Below are 17,455 nucleotides of genomic sequence, written 5' to 3'. Positions count from 1 at the left end.
CATATCCATCGCGGGCGTAAGATACATGAGGGAAGCTGCTCCTAGTACGAGAGGACCGGAGTGGACGGACCGCCGGTGTACCAGTTGTTTCGCCAGAAGCATAGCTGGGTAGCTGCGTCCGGAAGGGATAAACGCTGAAAGCATCTAAGCGTGAAGCCTGTCCCGAGATGAAGTATCTCATGGAGTAATCCAGTAAGATTCCTTGAAGAAGACAAGGTAGATAGGTTGGGAGTGGAAGTGCCGTAAGGCATGCAGCGGACCAATACTAATAAATCGAGGGCTTATCTTTCAAGAACTAAGATGTTCGACATTGAAATTTCTTCTGTATAGTTTTGAATGTATGCAAGAGAGCAGGCGTAAGGCCTGCTCTCTTTTCGTATCCGGACCTTTGTAACGATTGTAACAGACAGCAGGAAGCCTGCTATCTATAATAGGCATAGATGATATGTGATTGTTACGAGAAGGAGTAACTGTGGTGAAGAAGATAGATTTCAATTTGACGGTAGCGGAGCTGGTCAAGAATGATCCGGAAATCAAGGATATATTGGCTGGACTGGGTTTTGACAAGATCCTGAATCCGATGGCGCTGAAGGTCATGGGGAATATCATGACGATCCCGCGGGGCGCAGCGATGAAGGGCGTGTCCTTGGAGACGGTTATGCAGGCTTTTCAGGAACATGGTTATATGGTGCTCGGTGGTGAGGATGAACAGCGCAAAGAAAAGCTCAAAGGTTATATTGAACGTCTGAGCAATGGTGAAGATCTGGAAAATGTGCGGGCAGATTTTGTGAAGGAATTTGCCAGTGTTTCGGTGTTGGAAATCGCTGCGGCAGAGCAGGAGCTTATCAAAGGCGGCACGCCGATGAAGCAGGTGCAGAAGCTTTGTGATATCCATTCGGCGATGTTCCATGGCCGTACAGAAGCAGAAGTCATGCAGGCAGAACTGCAGGCCAGACGGGAGCAGACGGAAAATCTGAACAGTCAGATGGACTTGTCAGAGGAGCTGCCGCCGGGGCATCCCATCAGCCTGATGCGGGCAGAGAATACCGGCTTGGAAAAAGTCCTGGATATCTTGCAGCGCGAATGTGAAGGCGCTGAATCGCCTGCTGCGGAAGTGGTCATCCGTGCCTTGCGGCAATTCAATGGCGTACGTGCCCATTATGCCAAGAAGGAAGAACTTTTGATGCCCTTGCTCTATAAATATGGCGTCACCGGCCCTTCACAGGTCATGTGGGGCGTGGATGATGAGATCAAGAAGGAACTGGGCGTTCTCACTCGGGCAACGTCGGAGGATCAGGATAATGTACTGATCTACAAGGGGCGTATTGCAGCGCTGGCGCAGCGTACGCGGGAAATGATCTACAAGGAAGAACAGATCCTGTTTCCGCTGTGTCTGCGTTATTTCACGGAAACGGAATGGAAGCGGGTTTACCGGGATTTTCCGGAAATGGGTGTGGCCTTTGTGGAAAATCCTGCTAAATGGGAGCCAGGCGAAGCGTGGGCTGCTGAAGAGTTGGCGAAGGTCAAGGAGCAGGAGATTCTGGACGGGAAAATCCAGCTGCCTACAGGGGAACTGACGGTCAAGCAGCTAAGCGCCATCTTTTCGCTGCTACCGCTGGATCTGACCTTTATTGACGCCGAGGAGAAACTGCGTTTCTTTATCAATGAAGGCCGAGTATTCCCCCGGCCATTGGCGGCATTAGGCAGGGATGTGGCTGAATGCCATCCGCCGCAGATTGTGCCCGTGGTACGCAATCTTGTTGCGGACTTCAAGGCAAAGAAGCGCAGCTCTTTGGAAGTGGCCCGTTATATCATGGGCAAGCCGATCATGGTCAAGTATATGGCCGTCTATGACGATGCCGGCGAATATATCGGTACATTGGAAGCCGTGCAGGACTGCAGCCATATTTTGGAAAAGTTCAGCAGAAAGTGAAACGCATTTTTTGCAATATGCAAAGCATAAATCAATATTTTATTGCAAATGTATACTTGCTATAATAGAACCATCGAAATTGAGAGATGACGGAAGTCAGAAAGGCCGGTGAGCGCGATGTTGTTGGTTCGTTTATATCAGGTAGAGGATAAGGAAGTCATGGTTATGGACGGTACGCAGGGTTATATGCCGGAAGCAAATGCCATCCGCTTGCTGGCCAGCCGCAAGAGCGGTGTGGGTGCTGACCGGGTTATCGTCTACGCCGGCAAACAGACGAAACAGGGCTTCCGTGCCTTTACAGCTGATGGTCAGGAAACGGAACTGACAGCAGAGGATTGCCTGCTGCTTTCCCGTCAGCAGATGGACATCGAGGTTCGCCTCACCGATTCGTTCGTCGATAAGATGCGACAGGCCGATGAGGAAAGATTGGCGAAAGCCTGCTGAAACATAAATGATTACTAGAGGACTGCGAGCGTGTGTTCGCGGTCTTTTTTTGTGCGGTTTTTGGGATATAGGGGGAATCTGTGTTAGAATAGAGCGGGAGGCGGTGTTATGGTTAGTAATCTGCAGGAGGCTGCGGCGTTTAAAGCCCAGCAGAAATTTCGCTTGAAACCCACCCAGACAATCCTGCTCAGTTTTGTGCTGATGATTGGGCTGGGTACACTGTTGTTGATGCTGCCGGTCAGTACTACGAATTATGCCGGTTTGCCATTTATGGATGCTTTGTTCGTGTCTACCTCGGCTTCCTGTGTTACAGGACTGACGGTGGTGGATGTGCAGAATGAATTGAGTTTCTTTGGCAAGTGCGTGTTATTGCTGCTGATTCAGGTCGGGGGCCTGGGAATCATGACATTGGCGACCATGGTGGCTCATGCCATGGGCTATCGGTTTCCCTTGAAGCAGAGTCTTATCGTGCAGGAGTCGCTGAACCAAAGCGGCCGGGCTGGACTTTTTGTATTGATTCGGCGGATGATTTTTTATACGTTTATGATTGAGGGGTTTTTTGCCCTGCTGCTGACGGTGCATTTCTATCCGGAATTTGGCTTGGAGGCCATTGGCTATGGAATATTCCATGCGGTGTCGGCCTTTTGCAATGCGGGTTTTGATTTATTCGGCAACTATGACAGTCTGTGCAAGCGGGCTGATGATTTTGTCCTGCTGGCGGGTATTGGCCTGCCGATTATCTTGGGTGGCATAGGTTTTACCGTGATATATGATGTGCTTCATTGCCGCAGTTGGCGGCAGTATTCCCTGCATACGAAGATCGTATTGGTCAGCAATGTATTTTTGCTGCTAGGCGGCACACTGCTGATCTGGGGGCTGGAAGCCAATAATAGTGAGACGCTGGCCAATGTACCGGCAGCAGAGCAGCTGGCACAGTCGGCCTTTATGTCTGTATCCTGCCGGACGGCGGGATTCAATACCTTTGATCTGGCCAAGGCGACACAGATTACCCAGCTCATCATGATCATCCTGATGTTTGTAGGGGCGTCGCCCTTGTCTACAGGCGGCGGCATCAAGAGTACGACCATGTTTGTGATCGTGCGCTCGGTTTGGGCCGTATTCCGCGGAGAGAGCGAGCTGGTTATCTTTGGCCGTACCATCAGTAAGGAATTACGGGATCAGGCTTTTGCCACGTTTACAGTCGGCACTATCTGGGTGGTGACTATGGGGATGCTTCTTTCTGTGTTGGATGGGGAAGTCCATGAACTGGAGGAAGTCATCTTTGAGACCGTGTCGGCTTTTGGTACCGTGGGTATGGGGATTGGCATTACCTTGAGCTGGAACGACTGGGGCAAGGGACTGCTGGCACTGACCATGCTGCTGGGCAGAGTGGGCATCATGTCCTTTATGCTGGCGTTCATCTGGCAGAAGCAGTCGGCGGTCATCAAATATCCGGAAGAAGAAATTATGTTGGGGTAAGAAGGTATGAATATGCGGAATAAGCGGCAATTTGCAGTTCTGGGGCTGGGGCGTTTTGGCGTCAGCGCGGCCATGACCTTGGAAAATATGGGCTATGAGGTCCTGGCCGTGGATATGGATACGAATCTGGTATCGTCACTGACCGAAAAACTATCTCAGGTGGTAAGCTTTGATATGCGTGATGCCCGGGCGATGGATCAGGCGGGGATTGGCAGCTTTGATACGGTCATCATCGCAACCAAGAATCTGGAGGCCAGCCTGATGGCAGCCATGCTCTGTAAGGAGCGCCAGGTTCCGGAAATCGTGGTCAATGCTTTTGATGAACGCCATGCGGAAATGGCTCGCCGGCTGGGGGCCACGAAAATCATCTTTTCGGAACGGGATATGGCCCGGCGGACGGTCATGCATCTGGTATCGCCCAATGCTGTGGACTATATCGATCTGGCTGGCAGCATCAAGATCGTCAATGTCACGACACCGAAACGTCTGGTGGGCAAGAATCTGGTGGAGGCTGATTTGCGCAGACATTATAATCTGGTGGTGGTGGCTATCCGCCATGCGGGGGAAATGATTGTCACCCCTTCGCCAGACTACCGCTTTGCCGAGGGCGATAATCTCTTTATCATCGGCAAGGAATCCTCCTTTGTGGAGTTTGAACAGGATTTTTGATGTTTTGACTTTTTAGCGCTTGACTTTTTGTTCTATAAGGGTTATTATCTTTATAGACTTAAATTTAGCACTCACCTTTTCCGAGTGCTAACAGAGCCAGGAGGAGGGGTGTGAATGCCAGACAAACTCTACGAGCTGGACGAGCGCAAACAGCGGGTGCTCAAGGCCGTGATCGATGATTACATCGAGTCGGCAGAGCCTGTTGGTTCCCGTACGCTGGCCCGTAAGTATGATTTAGGCGTCAGCCCTGCCACCATCCGCAACGAGATGGCGGATCTGGAGATGCTGGGATATCTGCAGCATTTGCATACATCCTCCGGGCGGGTGCCATCTTCCAAGGGCTATCGGTTCTATGTGGATGGTTTGATTCCGCCCAAGCCGGTCAGTGATGAGGAAAAGGCACTGATTGACCGCTGGTATAAAACCAGAGTCAAGCGTATCGATCAGGTCTTTGAGGAAACGGCGAAGCTTATCTCGGCGGTGACCAAGAATGTTTCGCTGGTACTGGCGCCGCAGATGAATCAGGCGCAGTTCCGCTGCCTGCAGTTCCTGCCGCTGGACAGCCGCAGGGTTATCACAGTGCTGATGACGGATGCAGGCTTTATCGAGAACAAGATCATCGAGATGCCTGAGGGCGCGGAGTTTGAAGACTTCCAGCGCATGGCGGCGGTCATCAACAAGAATCTGGCCGGGCATACGCTGAAGACTATCGAGCATCATTCGCTGGCGGAAATCCGGGACGAGATCCGGGATGAGGGGCTTTATGAATCGGCGCTTGCCATCATTCAGCGGGCCTTGGATACCGGCAGGCAGGAACGCCTGTATTTGGGCGGGACCACGAAGATGCTGGAGCAGCCCGAATACCACGATGTGGAAAAGGTCAAGCACATGCTGATGACCTTGGAAGAGGAAGAACTCATGAAGGATATCCTGCGGGCCCATATCGGTGACGGTTTGGAAGTCACAATCGGCCAGGAAAATGAGGACAGCCACTTCAAGGACAGCAGTATCATCACGGCGACCTACCATCTGGACGGGGAGCTTTTGGGCACCATTGCGGTGCTGGGGCCCACCCGCATGGAGTACGCCAAGGCCATGAGCCTGCTGGAGTACATGAACAATAATCTGACACAGGTTATCAAACGCTTTCACTGGTAGCTGCCAGTATTGGAGCGAAGAATAAAATACCTTGGAAAGAGGTGAAGGAATTGCCATCATTCATGAAAGATGAATTAAAGAAGAAGGATGAGCAAAAGCTGGAGGAAATGCAGCAGGAAATCAACGCTGCCAATGCTGACGAGGCCGATGAGGCAGAAGAAGCAGCCAGCGAAAGCGCAGAAAGCGAAAATGAAGAAAATCAGGAAAACCAGGATGAAAATGCCGCTAAGATTGAAAAGCTGACGGCAGACCTCAAGGAGAAGGAAGAACGCGTCCTGCGCCTGCAGGCGGATTTTGAAAACTTCCGCCGCCGCACGGGCAAGGAGAAAGAAGAACTCTCCGCTGTGGTCACCCAGGGGATCCTGAAAGATATGCTGCCACTTCTCGACAACTTCGAGCGGGCTATGGCTGCTGAGGCCAAAGACGGCGAGGCTTTCCAGAAGGGCGTGGAAATGATTTTCACGCAGTTCACGGAAATCCTCAAGAAGAACGGTCTGGAACATATCGAAGTCGAAGGTCAGAAATTCGATCCGAACTTCCATCAGGCCGTCATGCGGGTGCAGAATGCAGAGCTGGAAGATGATGACATCGCCCAGGAACTGCAGAAGGGCTACATGGTCAAAGGCCGTGTGATCCGCCCGAGCATGGTGCAGGTTGTGGCTAATTAATCAGTTTATAAAGTTTTTAGGAGGATATATCATGTCAAAAGTTATTGGTATTGACTTAGGTACGACGAACTCCGTTGTATCCGTTATGGAAGGCGGCGAGCCTACCGTTATCACCAACCCGGAAGGCAGCCGTATCACCCCGTCTGTTGTTGGTTTCACGAAGGATGGCCAGCGTCTGGTCGGCCAGCTGGCAAAACGTCAGGCTGTATCCAACCCGGACCGCACGATCGCTTCCATCAAACGCCATATGGGCGAAAATGACTACAAGGTCAGCGTAGATGGCAAGGATTACACGCCGCAGGAAATCTCCGCTATGGTCCTGCAGAAGCTGAAGGCTGATGCTGAAGCTTACCTCGGCGAAACGGTTAGCCAGGCTGTTATCACGGTTCCGGCTTACTTCAACGACAGCCAGCGTCAGGCTACCAAAGATGCTGGTAAGATTGCCGGCCTCGAAGTCCTGCGTATCATCAACGAGCCGACGGCTGCTGCTCTGGCATACGGCCTCGACAAGGACGAAGACGAAACCGTTCTGGTATTCGACCTCGGCGGCGGTACCTTCGATGTATCCATCCTCGAACTTTCCAGCGGTACGTTCGAAGTTCTCGCCACCAATGGTGATACCTACCTCGGCGGTGACGACTTTGACCAGAAGGTTATGGACTGGATGGTTGAAGAATTCAAGAAAGAAAACAGCATCGACCTGTCTCAGGACAAGATGGCTGCTCAGCGCCTCAAGGAAGCTGCCGAAAAAGCAAAGATTGAGCTCTCCAGCATGACGCAGACCAACATCAACCTGCCGTTCATCACGGCTGATGCTACGGGCCCGAAACATCTCGACCTGACGCTGTCCCGTGCAAAATTCGATGAACTGACGCGTGACCTCGTAGAACGTACGATGGAACCGACGCGCAAGGCTATGGCTGATGCTGACCTGTCCGGCAGCGACATCAGCAAGGTAATCCTCGTCGGTGGTTCTTCCCGTATCCCGGCTGTGCAGGAAGCTATCCGTCAGTTCCTCGCCAAAGAACCCTCCAAGGGTGTTAACCCGGATGAATGCGTATCCGTTGGTGCTGCTATCCAGGGCGGCGTTCTGGTCGGCGAAGTTAAGGACGTACTGCTCCTCGACGTTACGCCGCTGTCCCTGGGTATCGAAACCCTCGGCGGTGTCTGCACGAAGATCATCGAGCGCAACACGACGATCCCGACGCACAAGAGCCAGGTATTCTCCACGGCTGCAGACAACCAGCCTTCTGTTGACATCCATGTCCTGCAGGGCGAACGCGAAATGGCTGCCGGCAACAAGACGCTGGGCCGTTTCGAACTCTCCGATATTCCTCCCGCACCGCGTGGGGTTCCTAAGATCGAAGTTTCCTTCGATATCGATGCCAACGGTATCGTGCATGTATCCGCTAAAGACCTGGGCACGGGCAAGGAACAGAAGATCACGATTCAGTCCGATGGCGGCATGACCAAGGAAGACATCGACCGCATGGTTAAGGAAGCCGAAGCGCATGCAGCTGAGGATAAGAAGCAGAAGGAAGCTGTTGAAGTCAAGAATCAGGGCGAAAGCCTCGCATATCAGGCTGAAAAGACGCTGAAAGACCTCGGCGACAAGGCTGACAAGACGCAGGCAGCGAGCGTTCAGGCTGGCATCGACAAGCTCAAAGAAGCCCTCAAGGGCAGCGATACCGAAGCCATCAAGAAGGCTACGGAAGAACTGCAGAAGCCGCTCTATGAAATGAGCGCAGCTGCTTATCAGCAGGCTCAGGCCGCTGGCCAGGGCGCAGCTGGTGCTGATGCTGCCGGCGCTAACGCTGGTACACAGCAGCAGACCAAGGCTGACGATGATGTCGTAGATGCTGAATATACGGAAGTCAAAGACGAAAAGAAGTAATTGAAGGTTTTTGATGGATTATTGGGAGCCGTTTGGCTCCCAATAGTTTTTAAGGATGGTGCAACGTGAGCGAAAAACGCGATTACTATGAGGTGCTGGGCGTTGATAAGAGTGCCTCGGACGCTGAAATCAAAAAGGCGTATAAAAAAATGGCCCGCAAATATCATCCCGACCTGAACCGTGACGATCCGAAAGCTGCTGAGGAAAAATTCAAAGAGGTCAATGAGGCCTATGATGTCCTTAAAGATCCGCAGAAAAAAGCCGCTTATGATCAGTTCGGCCATGATGCCTTTGCCAATGGCATGGGCGGTGGCGGCGGAGCCGGTGGCTTTGGAGGTTTCGGCGGCGGCTTTGGTGGCTTTGGCGGCGCGGGCGGTTTTGAAGATATCTTCGAGACCTTCTTCGGTGGCGGCGGACGCCGTCGTTCCGGCCGTCCTGGTCCGGAACGGGGCAGCGACCTGCGCTATGATCTGGAAATCAGCTTTGAAGAAGCCGCTTTCGGCAAGGAAGCAGAACTTTCTGTTCCCCGCACGGAAGAGTGTGAACACTGCCATGGTACGGGCGCGGCACCGGGCACCAGCCCGGAGACCTGCCCGGACTGTCAGGGCACAGGTACCCGCCAGACGGTGGCCAATACGCCGTTTGGCCGCATGGTCAATCAGACCACCTGCGGACGCTGTCATGGAACAGGCAAGATCGTCAAGAATCCTTGCTCCAATTGTAATGGTACGGGCCGCAAGAAGGTTACGCGCAAGATCAAGGTCAATATCCCGAAGGGGGTGGACAATGGTTCCCGCGTGCGCGTGAGCGGTGGCGGCGAGGCCGGCGTTCGCGGTGGCGGTAATGGTGACCTTTACGTTTACATCTTCATTCGTCCGCACAAGATTTTCCAGCGTGACGGCTATGATGTGATCGTGGAAGTGCCCATTTCCTTCGTGCAGGCTGCCCTGGGCGACAAGGTACAGGTGCCGACGATTGACGGCCCCGTGGAAGTCAAGGTACCGGCCGGCACCCAGTCCGGCAAGATTCTGCGCCTGCGTGAGCGCGGCATCCCGCACCTGCGCGGCAATGGCCGGGGCGATGAGCATGTGGTCATCAAGGTACTCACGCCGCAGAACCTCAACCAGCGCCAGAAAGAACTCCTCAAGGAGTTCGGCGAAATCAGCGGTGACAAGGTGAACCCGGAACAGAAGAGCTTTTTGGACAACTTGAAGAATCTGTTCAAAAAATAATATTACGCATAAAAGCGGCCTGTTGATTCGAGGAGAATCAGCAGGCCGCTTGACATTTCCGCATCAATTGTCAGATTGACGGTTGCGGATAAGGCCTAACCTATGCTATGTTAGTTAGGAAGTAAAACAGACATAGATTAGGCTTTTTGAGGTGAGTTTTATTTTGGATAAGAAGACAGTGGCCGTGGCGATGAGCGGCGGCGTGGATAGTTCGCTTACGGCGGCTCTGCTGTTGGAGCAGGGCTATGAAGTGCTGGGGATAACGATGCTCCTGACGGAGGAAGGGCGCAGTGAGACAGTCAATGTGGCGGCCGGTGAGGAGCCGGACTGCGTGCGGGACGCCCGTAAGGTGGCGGATGCTTTGGGCATCGAGCTGCATGTGGCGGATTTCCGGCAGGCATTCCAGAAAAATGTCATTGACTATTTCCTGAGCGAATATGCCAAGGGGCGCACGCCGAATCCCTGCGTCATTTGCAATCCGTCCATGAAGTTCGGCCTGCTTATGGACAAGGCGCGGGAACTGGGGGCAGATTTCCTGGCAACGGGGCATTATGCCCGCATCGGCCAGCTCCCCAATGGCCGTTATGTGATCAAGAAAGGGTTGGACGAGCATAAGGATCAGTCCTATGCGCTGCACCGTTTGCCGCAGAAGATCCTGTCGCAGGTTTTGCTGCCCTTGGGGGATATGACCAAGGAACATGTGCGGGAACTGGCTGAGAAGATCGACCTGCCAGTGGCGCACAAGGCGGAGAGCCAGGAGATCTGTTTTGTGCCCCATGATGATTACAAGGCCTTCCTGCGTAAGCATAAGCCGGGCTGCCTGCGTAAGGGCAATATCGTGGATGACGCAGGCACGGTGCTGGGGCGTCATGAAGGCGTGCCGCTCTATACCATCGGCCAGCGGAAAGGTTTGGGCATTGCTGCACCGGAGCCGCTTTATGTGCATAAGCTGGATATGAAGCGCAATGAAGTCGTGGTGGGCGGCAATCAGTCCGTCTTTACGAATGGCTTGCTGGCCAGCGAGCCGAACTGGATCGCCTTTGATGCGCTGGAGGATGGCATGGAATTCGGGGCCAAGATCCGTTATGGCAAGCGGGAAGCTAAGGCGAAGCTTTCCCTGCAGGCAGATGGTCTGCTGAGGGTGGAGTTTGCGGAACCGCAGCGGGCGGTTACACCGGGGCAGTTTGTCGTGTTCTACGAAGGCGATGTGCTGGTCGGTGGTGCCATGATTGAGCAGCCGATTATTTATTGAGTCGATTATTTATTGATTTTCTTGACAAATGAAATAATTTGTACTAATATAAGCATTAGATTGACATATAGTTGGGAACAGGTGTCCTACGGACTTAATAGGGAATCCGGTATAAGCCGGAGCGGTCCCGCCACTGTAAGGTGGAGTCCTGCACAAGATGTCACTGGGGTAGATAAGCGTACCTTGGGAAGGCGTTGCAGGATGATGAAACCGAGCCAGGAGAACTGCCTGTTCTGGCATCACCGTGACTCTTTTTCAGAGTTGTGCCTGCGAGCGATGGGTAGGGGATTGAATCTAGTGTGGGGTATTCAGGCCTGCGGCTTTTGTCGTGCGGTTCTGTTTGGCACGATTATTAGACGGCAATCTTTTTGCATTCGCGAAAAGGTTGCCGTTTTTGTGTGCAACCCCAAAAAAGAGGAGGCTGTGCTATGAGTAACGAAACCGGTGGCGAGCTGGATCTGCAGGCTATCTTGAAGAAAGCCGAGCAGCAGACAGACTTTCCCGATGTGCCCTTGGACGAGTTTACCCCGCCCACTTATGAGGAGTGGAAGGAAGCCTGTATCGCCCTCTTGAAGGGAGCGCCCTTTGAGAAGAAGATGTACACGAAGACCTATGAAGGCATTACGTTCGATCCCATGTATTTCCGCAAGGATACGGAAGATATCCTGCCGAAGGATTCTTTTCCCGGCATGGACGACTTCCTGCGTGGGGCTCAGCCAAGCGGCTATCTGGGCAAGCCTTGGGGCATAGCACAGGCCTGCGACGAAACCATGCCGGCGGAAAACAACGAGCTTTTGCGCCATGAGCAGGAAAAGGGTTCTACGATCTACCATATCAAGCTGGACAGCGCGAGCCTGAAGGCGCAGGATGTGCGCACGGCAGCAGCTCCCGGGGATGAGGGCGTGTCGGTGACCACGCTGGATGATATGCATACCTTGCTGAGCGGCCTGAAGCTGGATCGATATCCGCTGTATCTCTATGCCGGGGAATCCGCTTTGCCGATGCTCTCGCTGTTTGCAGGGGCGCTCAAGGCTTCCGGGCAGGACCTGGCGAAAGTCCGGGGCATCATCGGGGCAGATCCTCTGGGCGAGCTGACCGCCAATGGCAAAAACAGCAAAGCCGTTTCGAGTCTCTATGATGAAATGGCCCAATGTGCCAAGTGGGCCATTTCCAATGCACCGGGAGTAAGGACCGTCTTTGTGCGCAGTGATGTCTACAGCCGGGGCGGCGCCAATGATGTGCAGGAATCGGCCTATACCTTGGCCACGGCCGTAGCCTATCTACGGGCCATGCTCGAACGGGGGCTCTCGATTGAAGAAGCTGCCGGGCAGATTATGTTCGGCTTCTCCATGGGCGCCAACTTCTTCCTGCAGATTGCCAAGCTCCGCGCCCTGCGCCCGCTCTGGTCGCAGATCGTGGAGGCCTTCGGCGGCAGCAAGGAGGCCCAGCGCATGCATATCCATGCAAGGCCGGCGCTGTTCTTTAAGACCGTCTATGATCCCTATGTCAATATGCTCAGGAATACCACGGAAATCTTCTCGGGGGTTGTGGGCGGTGTGGATTCCTTTGAAAGTTCGCCCTTTGATGAACCCATCCGCAAGGGGGATGAATTCTCCCGCCGCATTGCCCGCAATGTGCAGATCATCCTGCAGGAGGAATTCGGCCTGCTGCAGCCCATCGATCCGGCTGGCGGCTCCTGGGCCGTGGAAACGCTGACCAAGCAGATGAAGGAAAAGGTCTGGGCCGAGTTCCAGGTCATCGAGGGCAGGGGCGGCATGCTCAAAGCCTTGCAGGAAGGTTATCCGCAGGGCGAAATCGCCACGGTTCTCGCAGCCCGCTTCAAGGCTTCGGAAACCCGCAAGGACCGCATCGTGGGCAACAATATGTACCCGAATATGACGGAAACTTTGCTCGATCCGCGTCCGGAGGATATGGCAGAGAACAAGAAACAGCGCACGGCGCAGGTAGAGGAATACCTGGCCGATATAGACGAAGCCTTCAAGGCGGAAAAACTGGCGGCGCTGAAAAATGCGGCCAGCGTTGAGGCGGCCATAGAAGCGGCTCAGGCTGGTGCCACTACGGCAGAGATTGCTGCAGCTTTTGCGGGGGAGACTGGTGAGGAAGTAACGGCAATTGCGCCCCATCGCTGGAGTGAACGCTTCGAAGCCCTGCGCAAGCTGACGGAGGATTACAAGGCCAAGCATAACGATAACGTCAAGATCTTCCTGGCCAATATGGGGCCAATCCCGCAGCATAAGGCTAGAGCGGATTTCACCACGGGTTTCCTGCAGGTAGGTGCCTTTGAGGTGTTGGGGAATAACGGTTTCCCCACGGTGGATGAAGCAGCCAAAGCTGCCAAAGAGTCCGGTGCGGATGCGGTGGTCATCTGCTCCACGGATGCAACTTATCCCGAAATCGTGCCGGAGCTGGCACCAAAACTCCATGAGGCGCTGCCTAATGCCACGGTATTCCTGGCCGGGGCGGCACCAAAGGATTTGCTCGAAACCTACAACGAGGCAGGCATTGATGAATATATCTCCGTCAAGGCCAACTGCTATAAGATCCTGCAGCTCCTGCAGCAGAAGAAAGGGATGATTGCATAATGAGTTACACCAATCCTGACTTTACCAATATGAGCCTGCGGGAACCTACGGGAGCTGATGTCAAGGAGTGGGAAAAACTCTTTTCCGCTCAGGCTGGGGCAGATTTTGATGCCTATACCCGCCGCACGATGGAACATATTCCGGTAAAGCCGTTATATAACCATGACGAATATGACCATATGAACCATCTGGATTTTGCCAGTGGCATTCCGCCCTGCCTGCGCGGGCCGTACTCCACCATGTACGTGTTCCGTCCCTGGACGGTACGTCAGTATGCCGGTTTCTCCACGGCCGAGGAATCCAATGCCTTCTATCGGCGCAACCTGGCCGCCGGTCAGAAAGGTTTGTCGATTGCCTTTGACCTGCCGACACACCGCGGCTACGATGCGGATAATCCGCGTGTCGTGGGCGATGTGGGTAAGGCCGGCGTATCTGTGTGTTCCATGCTCGATATGAATATCCTGTTCTCGGGGATTCCCCTTGACCAGATGTCCGTATCCATGACCATGAACGGCGCGGTCCTGCCAATCCTGGCCTTCTTTATCCAGTCCGGTGTGGAACAGGGCGTGGATAAGAAGATCATGGCCGGTACGATTCAGAATGATATCCTGAAAGAGTTCATGGTGCGTAATACTTACATTTATCCACCGGAAATGTCCATGCGCATTATCGGCGATATCTTCGAATACACGACGAAATATATGCCGAAGTTCAACAGCATCTCGATTTCCGGCTACCATATGCAGGAGGCCGGAGCACCGGCCGATATCGAGCTCGGTTATACGCTGGCCGATGGCCTCGAGTATATCCGCACGGGTATCAATGCCGGCCTGCCGGTGGATGCCTTTGCCAAGCGTTTGTCCTTCTTCTGGGCCATTGGCAAGAACTACTTCATGGAAGTGGCCAAGATGCGGGCAGCTCGCGTGCTCTGGGCCAAGATCGTCAAATCCTTCGGCGCAAAAGAGCCAAAATCCATGGCACTCAGAACGCATTGCCAGACTTCGGGCTGGTCGCTCACGGCGCAGGACCCATTCAACAATATTTCCCGTACGGCTATGGAGGCCATGGGCGCGGCACTTGGCCATACCCAGTCCCTGCATACCAACGCGCTGGATGAGGCTATTGCCCTGCCGACGGACTTCTCGGCCCGCATTGCCCGCAATACGCAGCTCTATATCCAGGATGAGACCAACGTCTGCAAGATCATCGATCCCTGGGGCGGTTCCTACTATGTGGAGGCGCTTACCAACGAGATCATCCGCCGGGCTTGGGCGCATATCCAGGAAGTAGAGGCACTCGGCGGTATGGCCAAGGCCATCTCTACCGGCCTGCCCAAGATGCGCATCGAGGAAGCGGCAGCCCGCCGTCAGGCACAGATCGACTCCGGCAACGAGACGATCGTAGGCCTCAACAAGTATCGCCTTGAAAAGGAAGATCCGCTGGAAATCCTCGCCATCGACAATACCGCCGTGCGCAATGCGCAGGTGGAACGCCTCGAAAAACTGCGGCGTGAGCGCAATGAGGACGATGTGCGCCGGGCCCTTGAGGCCATCACGAAAGCAGCCGACAGCCGTGACAACGGCAATCTGCTGGAATGCGCCGTGGAAGCTGCCCGGGTGCGTGCATCCTTGGGCGAGATTTCCGACGCAGTGGAAAAGGTTTCTGGCCGCTATCAGGCGGTTATACATACCATTTCGGGAGTATATTCTTCCGAGTTCACCGACAAGACCGAGCTGGATAAGGCCCGGGCTATGGCTGACGAGTTCGAAGAACTCACCGGCCGCCGTCCGCGTATCTTTGTAGCCAAGATGGGGCAGGACGGTCACGACCGCGGTCAGAAAGTTATTGCTTCGTCCTTCGCCGATATGGGCTGGGACGTTGATGTGGGCCCGCTGTTCCAGACACCGGAGGAAACAGCACAGGATGCCGTGGATAACGATGTGCATATGGTGGGCTTCAGTTCACTGGCAGCGGGGCATAACACCCTCCTGCCCCAGCTGGTGGACGAATTAAAGAAATTAGGCCGTGAGGATATCATGGTCTGCATCGGCGGCGTTATCCCCGTGCAGGACTATGACAACCTCTATGAGCATGGTGCGGTGGCAATCTTTGCCCCGGGCACCAATATTCCGGAGGCCGGTATCAAACTGCTGACCTTGCTGCTCGACCGGGCGAAGGAAGAGATGGCCGCAGAATAAGACGGCATTGAAGGAGGCAATGATGGAACAAAAGTATACGACATCAAAGCCAAGCTGGGTGCCGGAGGAAAAGAATGATAAATTTGCCTGCTCGGTGATGGGCGGCATTGAGGGCATCAAGGACACCACCGTGGGTAATATCAATCCTGCCCTGCAAAGCGGGAAGCTAAAGCCCAAGAAGCGGTTGATCATGTCCGAGGATGACTATGTGGAAGGCGTGCTGAAGGGGGATCGGATGACGCTTTCCCGGGCTATCACCCTGATTGAAAGCAACAGTCCCCGCCATTTTACCAAGGCCCAACGGGTGCTGCAACGGCTTCTGCCCCATACGGGGAAGGCCCTGCGCATCGGCATCACGGGCGTGCCCGGAGCCGGAAAAAGCACAATGATCGAGGCCTTTGGCAATATGCTCTGCGATGCAGGGCATCGCGTGGCGGTGTTGACTGTTGATCCCACAAGTTCCGTGACGAAAGGCTCTATACTGGGGGATAAGACTCGGATGGGGACCTTATCACGGCGGCGGGAAGCCTTTATCCGGCCTTCACCTGCGGGCGGCACATTGGGGGGCGTTGCCCGCAAGAGCCGGGAAACCATGCTGATGTGCGAGGCGGCAGGCTATGATGTCATCATCATCGAGACCGTCGGGGTGGGACAGTCAGAAACCACCGTGCGCTCGATGGTGGACTTCTTCCTGCTCGTGGTGCTCACGGGTGCCGGGGATGAATTGCAGGGAATCAAGAAGGGAATCATGGAACTGGCTGATGCTATTGTCGTAAACAAGGCGGATGGGGATAACCTTGTGAAGGCACAGGTATCGCGGGGGCAGTATGAGCGGATGCTCGAATACATCCGCCCGGCTACTCCCGGCTGGCCAACCCATGCCTATATGTGCTCGGCTGTGGAAAAGACCGGCCTCAGGGAACTTTGGGAAGTCATCAAGGGGTTCCGGGACAATACACAGAAGAGCGGTATCTGGAGCAAGCGCCGGGATGGGCAGCTGCTGGATTGGATGCACAGCATGATTGATGAGCATCTGCATAATCTGTTCTTTGAAGATCCCGTGATCACAGGCAGGATGCCGGAGGTCCGGGAAGCGGTGCTCGATGGCACTATATCGCCCACGCAGGCGGTGGCAGAGCTCGTGAAGCTCTTTGATGTGGAGCGGGCGGCCCGCCGGCAGGTGGATATCTTCCATCCGGAGCAGGAAAAGGGGTGAGTATTTGTATACGAAGAAAATCTATTTTTCCGGCGGGGATTTCCATGAATTGCAGGAGGTCTTCCGTCATGTTCCGGGGGTGATATCTGTATGCACCGGCTATATCAATGGGGAAGGCGAAGGTGATTTTGCGGCTATAGCCAGCGGACAGGTCAGGGCTTATATGGGGGTGGAGGTAAGTTATAATCCCAAGAAGGTGGATATCTCCAAGCTGATGGACCTGCTCTTTGCCGTGGTGAATCCGTATGTTCCCGATGGTCAGGGGAAGGCCAGAGGGGAGATGTACCGGGCGGGCGTATTCTATGCGTCGGCTGAGGATGAACCACAGGTGCAGCTGCATATGAACTTCATTGCCAACCGCGGCAAGGCGCCAACGGCGGGGAATGCGGGACTGATTGTCAACGATCCCAACAGCAATCCCAAGCTGGCAAGAAAACTGTATGCATTGGCTGAGCCAATCAAGAGTTTTCAGGCAGCGGAAGCGGAACATCAGGATTATCTCATCCGCCATCCCGAAACAGAGACTTATATTGATTTTGTAAAATTACGGTCATATGTGAAATTTTGACAACAAAGCCCGCTGGCGAAGTGCCAGCGGGCTTTTTGCAAATTGCAGTTTGTCAATGCGAGCTTAATCTAAATCTGTTACAGCGTAGTGGGGCGGAGGCGGGGATACTTCTTCGCCACTTCACTAAATGACCCGCCAGCA

General features: G+C 54.1%; 13 protein-coding genes, 1 rRNA gene and 1 riboswitch. All 14 genes read left to right on the top strand.

The genetic code is table 11. From position 1 onward, the window contains the following. Positions 1-289, top strand: a 23S ribosomal RNA gene (locus tag BLQ59_RS14500); the annotation flags it as partial. 183 nt (positions 290-472) lie between these two features. Further along, positions 473-1,933, top strand: coding sequence for a DUF438 domain-containing protein (locus BLQ59_RS14495; protein ID WP_074573537.1), 1,461 nt, complete (start codon positions 473-475; stop codon positions 1,931-1,933). 117 nt (positions 1,934-2,050) lie between these two features. After that, positions 2,051-2,377, top strand: a complete 327-nt coding sequence (locus BLQ59_RS14490; RefSeq protein ID WP_074573536.1) for a diaminopimelate epimerase — start codon at positions 2,051-2,053, stop codon at positions 2,375-2,377. Positions 2,378-2,485: 108 nt separating this feature from the next. Beyond that, a complete protein-coding gene (locus tag BLQ59_RS14485) occupies positions 2,486-3,856 on the top strand; it encodes a TrkH family potassium uptake protein (protein ID WP_074573535.1) in 1,371 nt (456 codons plus the stop codon). Between the two features lie 12 nt (positions 3,857-3,868). After that, positions 3,869-4,525: a potassium channel family protein gene (locus tag BLQ59_RS14480; RefSeq protein ID WP_074573534.1), complete on the top strand. Its 657-nt coding sequence runs from the start codon at positions 3,869-3,871 to the stop codon at positions 4,523-4,525. 114 nt (positions 4,526-4,639) lie between these two features. Beyond that, positions 4,640-5,683: a heat-inducible transcriptional repressor HrcA gene (gene hrcA, locus BLQ59_RS14475; RefSeq protein WP_074573533.1), complete on the top strand. Its 1,044-nt coding sequence runs from the start codon at positions 4,640-4,642 to the stop codon at positions 5,681-5,683. Positions 5,684-5,745: 62 nt separating this feature from the next. After that, positions 5,746-6,351, top strand: coding sequence for a nucleotide exchange factor GrpE (gene grpE, locus BLQ59_RS14470; protein WP_074573532.1), 606 nt, complete (start codon positions 5,746-5,748; stop codon positions 6,349-6,351). A 31-nt stretch (positions 6,352-6,382) separates the two neighbouring features. Continuing rightward, complete coding sequence (dnaK, locus tag BLQ59_RS14465) at positions 6,383-8,245, top strand: molecular chaperone DnaK (RefSeq protein WP_074573531.1); 1,863 nt, start codon at positions 6,383-6,385, stop codon at positions 8,243-8,245. 65 nt (positions 8,246-8,310) lie between these two features. Continuing rightward, positions 8,311-9,477 (top strand): molecular chaperone DnaJ, encoded by a 1,167-nt coding sequence (dnaJ, locus tag BLQ59_RS14460; RefSeq protein ID WP_074573530.1) that lies wholly within the window; start codon positions 8,311-8,313, stop codon positions 9,475-9,477. A 163-nt stretch (positions 9,478-9,640) separates the two neighbouring features. Next, positions 9,641-10,729, top strand: coding sequence for a tRNA 2-thiouridine(34) synthase MnmA (gene mnmA, locus BLQ59_RS14455; protein WP_074573529.1), 1,089 nt, complete (start codon positions 9,641-9,643; stop codon positions 10,727-10,729). 62 nt (positions 10,730-10,791) lie between these two features. Continuing rightward, positions 10,792-10,975, top strand: a riboswitch (cobalamin riboswitch). A gap of 182 nt (positions 10,976-11,157) precedes the next feature. Continuing rightward, on the top strand, positions 11,158-13,332 hold the full coding sequence (locus BLQ59_RS14450; protein ID WP_074573528.1) for a methylmalonyl-CoA mutase family protein: 2,175 nt from the start codon (positions 11,158-11,160) through the stop codon (positions 13,330-13,332). Next, complete coding sequence (gene scpA, locus BLQ59_RS14445; RefSeq protein ID WP_143005378.1) at positions 13,329-15,530, top strand: methylmalonyl-CoA mutase; 2,202 nt, start codon at positions 13,329-13,331, stop codon at positions 15,528-15,530. Before BLQ59_RS14450 ends, scpA begins: the two co-directional genes overlap by 4 nt. A gap of 22 nt (positions 15,531-15,552) precedes the next feature. Next, positions 15,553-16,746, top strand: a complete 1,194-nt coding sequence (gene meaB, locus BLQ59_RS14440; protein ID WP_074573526.1) for a methylmalonyl Co-A mutase-associated GTPase MeaB — start codon at positions 15,553-15,555, stop codon at positions 16,744-16,746. Positions 16,747-16,750: 4 nt separating this feature from the next. Further along, a complete protein-coding gene (locus BLQ59_RS14435; protein WP_074573525.1) occupies positions 16,751-17,314 on the top strand; it encodes a peptide-methionine (S)-S-oxide reductase in 564 nt (187 codons plus the stop codon). Positions 17,315-17,455: the final 141 nt, after the last annotated feature.

The organism is Pseudoselenomonas ruminantium, assembly GCF_900104055.1.
GTDB classification, from domain to species: Bacteria; Bacillota; Negativicutes; order Selenomonadales; family Selenomonadaceae; genus Selenomonas_A; species Selenomonas_A ruminantium_C.
This window is presented reverse-complemented; position numbering and strand designations above follow the sequence as displayed.